At 57.3% G+C, this 6,255-nt stretch carries 6 protein-coding genes and 1 pseudogene; 2 read left to right on the forward strand and 5 right to left on the reverse strand.

Annotated elements, in window-relative coordinates; translation table 11 throughout:
• Nucleotides 1-199: 199 nt before the first annotated feature.
• Both ACOCD2_RS10470 and ACOCD2_RS10475 read left to right on the forward strand, forming a co-directional pair.
• Entirely contained in the window at nt 200-676 is a 477-nt protein-coding gene (locus ACOCD2_RS10470) for a DUF5063 domain-containing protein (protein WP_293647443.1), read from the forward strand.
• Nucleotides 673-1,509, forward strand: coding sequence for a hypothetical protein (locus ACOCD2_RS10475; protein ID WP_293647441.1), 837 nt, complete (start codon nt 673-675; stop codon nt 1,507-1,509). Before ACOCD2_RS10470 ends, ACOCD2_RS10475 begins: the two co-directional genes overlap by 4 nt.
• Before the next feature lie 482 nt (nt 1,510-1,991).
• Here ACOCD2_RS10475 and ACOCD2_RS10480 read toward each other — a convergent pair whose 3' ends face one another.
• From ACOCD2_RS10480 to ACOCD2_RS10500, 5 genes and pseudogenes are all read right to left on the reverse strand, one after another.
• Complete coding sequence (locus ACOCD2_RS10480; RefSeq protein WP_293647439.1) at nt 1,992-2,531, reverse strand: thermonuclease family protein; 540 nt, start codon at nt 2,529-2,531, stop codon at nt 1,992-1,994.
• Nucleotides 2,531-4,072: a cytochrome D1 domain-containing protein gene (locus ACOCD2_RS10485; protein WP_293647437.1), complete on the reverse strand. Its 1,542-nt coding sequence runs from the start codon at nt 4,070-4,072 to the stop codon at nt 2,531-2,533. Before ACOCD2_RS10485 ends, ACOCD2_RS10480 begins: the two co-directional genes overlap by 1 nt.
• A gap of 8 nt (nt 4,073-4,080) precedes the next feature.
• Entirely contained in the window at nt 4,081-4,701 is a 621-nt protein-coding gene (locus ACOCD2_RS10490) for a class I SAM-dependent methyltransferase (protein WP_293647435.1), read from the reverse strand.
• Complete coding sequence (gene nirJ / locus ACOCD2_RS10495) at nt 4,698-5,837, reverse strand: heme d1 biosynthesis radical SAM protein NirJ (protein ID WP_293647433.1); 1,140 nt, start codon at nt 5,835-5,837, stop codon at nt 4,698-4,700. Before nirJ ends, ACOCD2_RS10490 begins: the two co-directional genes overlap by 4 nt.
• A 139-nt stretch (nt 5,838-5,976) precedes the next feature.
• Nucleotides 5,977-6,255: pseudogene (locus ACOCD2_RS10500) on the reverse strand (hypothetical protein); the annotation flags it as partial.

Below are 6,255 nucleotides of genomic sequence, written 5' to 3' on the forward strand. Positions count from 1 at the left end.
TAACCTATTGTTTTTCAAGCGAAAGAAACAAAATAAACAAGAATATTACCAAGTACTAATTTATCCGCCATATTAGTCGACTCTAATATTCATTGCTCCAAAAAATTGGGAAACTTCAGGTTAGTAATTGCAGGGGTTGCATATCAACCCATCTCTTTTTCTTTTTTTTCAGGGTTTGTAGTAGCAAGCAGGTTTTGTCATGACCGAAGAATTTGAAGCGTTGCGCCGTGCGGCCAGGGACTATTGCGATATTATCGAAGCGGTGGGTGAAGAGGAGCAGGACTGGCTGAACAAAGTTGTCAGGATTCTGCCGCGCTTGCACGCGGCCGTTTCCGCCATCCTGGAGCTGGAAAAGTCGGGGGGCAAGCCCGTTGAGGCCAACCTGGAGATGCGCTTTTCCCTGTTCAGCAAGCTGCATCAGCTGCTCGGTGACAAGGATGCCTACTGGATGGAATACGATCTTGGCCATGAGGAATGCCGCAGCGGCAGCCTGGCAGACGATCTGACGGATATCTACTGCGAGCTGAAACAGGGGCTGCACATGCTGGAAAACGAAGACGCCGATCCGGACACCGTGCTCCTGAACTGGCGTGAAGGTTACAAGATACACTGGGGCAAGCATCTGCTGGATGCCGAGCGCCATCTCTATGAACTCTCTTCCAGAGGAAACCTATGAAACGTCTGTTATTCCTGTTGCTGCTGCTGACCGGCAGCCACGCCCTCTTTGCAGAGGAAGAAAAAGAGATCACCCTGCAGTTGCCGCCCGCTTCCCTGGAAAAATGGTACAAGCCTGCCAATGAACACAACGTGTGGCTGCACACCATGTTCCGTCTGCGCCGGGAGATGCAGGCGGTTACCGAATATGCGGCGCTGGAAAAGACTGGGCTGCTGAAGAAATGGCTGGGGAAACTGCAGGAAGACTACCGCTCCATCGGCAAGATGGTGCCGGAGTGGCAGGATGAGCTGGAAACCGAGTTGCTGGACAAGATGATCGCGGCTGCCGAAAACAGCAAACTGGACGATCTGCAGATGCTGCAGCGCAAGCTGGGCAAGTCCTGCCAGTCATGCCATGTGGATTACAAGCTGGTTGCCGCTTTGCGTTACCGGGCGCCGGATTTTTCTCCGGTCAGGGTGGAATCCGAAGAAACCATGGAAGAGGAAAAGTACAGCCGCGTGATGTCCCGCCTCAGCCTGCTGGTCAACCGTATAAAGATCGCCAGTGATGACGGGCAAACCGATGCGGGCATCACCGCACTGGATGAGCTGCAACAGCGCCTGGCTGATTTGGGGGGCAGTTGTTCTTCCTGCCATAAAGACGAGCAACCGCGGGAGCGCATTCTGGGCAAGGCGTCACAGGCTGCCCTGGGCAAGGTGCGGGAAGGCCTGAGCGCCGGCGACAGCAAACAGGTCGGGCGCCACATGGGCGAGTTTGCAGTAGGAGTGTGTGCGGACTGTCATGGCATTCACCGCATGCAGAGCAATCTTCGGGAACTGCTCAGCGGGGAATAGGACTGGCCTGCCCGCAAGGCCCCGTCGTCTAACTCGTACAGTGGGGGCGACGGTCTGTGAAAAACGCCGTACATACATCCATGTAGGCTTGATCTCGGCGACCATGCCTCGGACATTTTCACAGGCCGGCACCCCCATTGTTTTCAATGGCGTATGTAATTATTAACCCTGCGACCAAGTATGTCGTCCTCAGTGCTTCAAACAGGACGCGTATCAAGGCGCGGCTTGCAGTCAATGGAAAGCCCTTGTCAAAAGCCGCAACACCGATACGCGTCCTGTTTGAAGCACCTAACAAATTGATAATAAAAAGAAAGGCCGCCCTGTCTGCGCCGGTGGACTGCGTTATCAACTCTTGCTGTAGAATGACTACAGCGGCGTGTTGATGCCTTGCCACCAGCGCAGACAGGGCGGCTGAGGGCGATATACTTGGTTGCCGGGTTAATAGGTTGGGCCTGCCCGGTATTGCCGGGCGAACAGAGGGCTTATTTCTGTGCTTTCACCCAGGCCTGAAAAGCGGCCGGCTGGGAAGCCCACAAGCCCAGCTTCTGTTCGCGGGCCTGCAGCCATGCCTGCTGCAGGCGATCACGCAACTCCTGGGGCAGGGTTTCCGGCTTCAGGGGACGGGCATAACCGGCGGCTACCAGGGTGGTGTTGATGGACAGCCCGTTTGTCATGGTGACTTCAGCTCCGATACGGCCATAGCGGTCGCGTTTTTTCAGGTCTCCGGAGAGCAGCAGCATGTCGCCGGGTTTGACCAATGCACGCAGGTATTCCGTTGCTTCATGCCCCAGGGGCAGGAGTTCCCCCGCGGTCAGGCCGGTGCGCGCCATATCCACCTTGAGCTTGGGGTTTTGCGTGTCTTCAGGTGCATCCATGCCGAGCAGCTGGATGCGGTCTTCGCGGCCGTCCAGCTTCACCACGAGGGTGTCGGCATCTTCGACCTTCACGAGTTCAACCTGGGTGCCTGCAGCGATCAAAAGGCTGCTGAACAGCAGCAGATAGACAGAGAGTAGCGTTTTCATCAGTGACTGGTTCCTGCTGAGCGGGTGAGTTTGTTGTGTACATTATACTTCCCCGACGGCTTCTTCATGGGGATGCGCTTTACTTCCTTCAGTGTCCTGGCGTCGTACACCACGATGGCGCCATCCATGTCCCAGATGCTCACCAGGGCGTATTTGCCGTCTTTGGTGAATTCCACGTGGGCGGAGGTCTTTCCGGGCGCGGGTTTGAGGGTCTTGACGATCTCCAGGGTCTGTTTGTCGATGACGTGCATGAGATCCCGGTTGGGGCCAAAGAACACGTCCGTCCAGGCATAGGGGGTCTTTTCGTGGCTGCGCATGAAGAATCCCGGTCCCTGGGTGGGGATGCGTTTGATGACCTTCCAGGTTTTCGTGTCCACCACGGTGACTTCCGGCTTGCGGATGTTGGGGGTGGCCAGCACCGTGGTGCCGTTTCTTGGCCAGGTGATGGCCGAGCTGAGATGGGGCAGGCCGGGCAGATCCACCTTGGCAACCGCGCGGCCCAGATCCAGATCCACCACCTGGGCGCCACCGCCCCGGGTGCTGCCGATGATCTGGTCGTATTCTTGGGTGAGGAAGAAATCATCCAGAATGCCTTTCAGGCGCAGTTTGCGAATGGGAAAGCGCTCTTTTTCCGTTTCTTCCCCGGAATCCGGCCGGTAGTCATGCACCCATTTGCCAAAACCCACAGGGGGATCGTCCTCGTAGTTGATCTCCCAGACCTCGGGTATGTCTTTCATGGCGGCAATGAAGCTGGAACGCGGGTCGGCGGTATAGACGGCGCTCACCCGGGAGCTGTTGCCCTCACTGTCCTTTGCCTCGATGACCTTGATCGGGGTCAGGTCTTTGGCGTCCAGCAGCACCAGTGTATGGGGCAGATAATTGGCTATCATCACGTAGCGGCCGTCATGGGACACAGCCAGGTTGCGCGCGTTGATGCCGGCGCGAATCTCCGCGACCCACACAAGATTGAACACATCGAACTTGCTCACCCAGCCGTCCCGGGACAGGAAATAGATATAACGTCCGCCTTCCGCCCATTTGGGGCCGCCGTGTACGGCGAAGCGGGTGGGAACGCGAATGATGGGTTCGAAGCTGTCGCCATCGAGTAGCGTGGCGTGGTGGTCGCCCAGCTCCACCACCATGAACAGATTGTCGATATCCGCCTTGAATTTCGGTTTGTCCGGAAGGCTGCCGTGCTTGTGGTGGATGATCTGGCTGTTTCTGATGGTGACCATGTCCCACACGGGCATCTTTTCCAGCGGTGTGTAGATGTAGTCCACCAGCGCCTGGATTTGTGCCGGCTTGAGTTTGTCGGCAAATCCCTGCATCTGTGTTGCCTGGCGTCCCTTGGCGATGACTTCATTGGCGGCTTTTTTCTTCAGGCGTTTGAGATTCTGGGGCAGCAGGGCAGGGCCGGCAGCGCCAAGGTGATCGGGTCCGTGGCACTGAGCGCAGTGCTGCAGGTACAGGGTGGGGGTGTCATCTGCTGCCACGGCGGCAGCAGAGAAAGACAGCAGCAGAATGGCTGGTAAGTATTTCATGATTCTGTTCATGGCTGATACTGAAAACGGCAATAGTTGAATGACTGAATCTTGCCCGCCGGTGTGTGGTGTTCTTCCGCGATGGTCTCGTTAAGACGGAACGCCTTTCCCAGGGTATGTCCCAGTTGTCCGGGGGAATAGCGTTGCACGGGGAGGCCGCTGCAGGCCTCCGGGCCTTCAGGCGCAAAGGTGGCGATGATCAGGTGACCCCCGGGTTCCAGGGCATGTTTCAGCTGGTGCAGGTACTGAGCCTGGTCTTCCGCTTCGGTGAGAAAGTGAAACACAGCCCGGTCATGCCAGATGCGGTAGGGTCCCTGCAGACCGGCTTCCAGTAGATCGGTTTCCAGCCAGTTTATTTGTGTGGCCCGCTCTCCCAGGCGCGCCTGGGCATAGGCCAGCGCGCTGGGGGAAATATCCAGTACGCTGAGGTTCGACCAGTCCTGGTCGAGAAGATGATCCACCAGCCGCGATACACCACCACCCACATCGATGAAAGGGGCGTCTGCGGGTTCTCCTGTGGAGGCTATGAGGCGCAGAGAGGTTTCCGGGCGGGGTTGAAACCAGCTGGTCTGGCCTTCTTCCTTGTCCTGGTAGACCTGTTCCCAGTGTGCTTTGCGACCGCTGTTCACAAACCGATTTCCTCATCACTCAGATAGCAGGCAGGGTCTTCCGCCCAGGGATCGTCCGTGAGTTGCAGGGCCCGCACCCGGGTGTTGCCGTTGCAGATGTTCAGGTAAGCGCATTTCCCGCAGCGGCCGGTCACGGGGCGGGGGTGCTGCTTGAGACCGGCCATGATGGGGTCGGATGTATCCTGCCAGATCTCGGAGAAAGGCCTTTCTTTGACGTTGCCCAGGTCGTAGTGCCACCACATGGTGTCCGGGTGTACCCGGCCCTGATTGTCGATGTTGGAGATGTTCACCCCGGAGCTGTTGCCGCCCCATTGTTCCAGCCTGGCCTGGATATGCTCTGCCTGTTCCGGGTAGTGCCGTTTTACCCATTGCAGCAGGTACACGCCATCGGCATCGTTGTTGCCCGTGACAAACTCGGTGTTGCGGCCTTTCTTCACGTCCTCCATGGTGCGCTCGAACAGCAGGTCCATGGCCCATCGGGTGGTCTTGAAATGGGTGTCGTCTTTGCGGTTCTTGTTGCCCCGCCCGGCATAGTTGAGGTGGGAGAAGTAAAACTTGTCGATACCTTCGTCGTCCATGAGCTGTAACAGCTGGGGCAGTTCGGCGGCATTGTCCTGGGTCATGGTGAAGCGCAGGCCGACCTTGATGCCTAGGTCGTGGCAGCGGCGCAGGGCGGCCAGGGAGGCGTCGAAGGCGCCTTCCTTGCGGCGGAACTTGTCGTGGGTCTCTCTGATGCCGTCGATGGAGATGCCCAGGTAGTCGAAGCCCACATCGGCGATCTTCTCAATGTTGCTGTCATCGATGAGGGTGCCGTTGGTGGACAAGGCCGTATAGAATCCCATGTCCTTGGCCCGGTGGGCGATATCGAAGATGTCCGGGCGCAGCAAAGGCTCGCCGCCGGAGAGAATGAGCACGGGCACGCCAAACTGTTTCAGGTCATCCATCACCCCAAACACCTGTTCGGTGGACAGTTCGTTGGGGAAGTCCGTGTCCGCTGAAATGGAATAGCAGTGCTTGCAGGTGAGGTTGCAGCGGCGGATGAGATTCCAGATCACCACGGGGCCGGGGGGATTGCGTTTCGGTCCCAGGGGCTTGGGATCAAGGATTTCCTTCATGTACTGGGTGATGCGGAACATCAGTGGTTTTCTCCGGCTTGTGGTGTGGGTCGGACTGAAGTCCGACCTACAGTTGGTCGTAGGTCGGGCTTCAGCCCGACAGGAATTTCGGGTGTTCCCCCTGGTAGGTCGGACTTTAGTCCGACAAGATGCTGGCACATCACTCCAGCCAGATGCTGTCCCAGTGAGGATAGTCCCCCAGAGATTTCACCAGCCCGCCCCGCAAAGGATTGGCGACGATATAGCGGGCGATTTCCTTGTGGTTGTCTTCCTTGCGTAGTGCATGATCGTAATAGGCAGGCTGCCATAAGGTTCCTTTTTTTGGCTCTTCCCCAAATGGAGTGGGTAGATTATCGTAATCCCCTATGAGAGACAAAGACCTATATGCCCAGATACTGGGAATCAAGAGTCCCTGGCAAGTATCCGGTGTAGAGCTGGC

This window comes from Thiolapillus sp., assembly GCF_048562965.1.
Lineage (GTDB): Bacteria > Pseudomonadota > Gammaproteobacteria > Chromatiales > Chromatiaceae > Thiolapillus > Thiolapillus brandeum_A.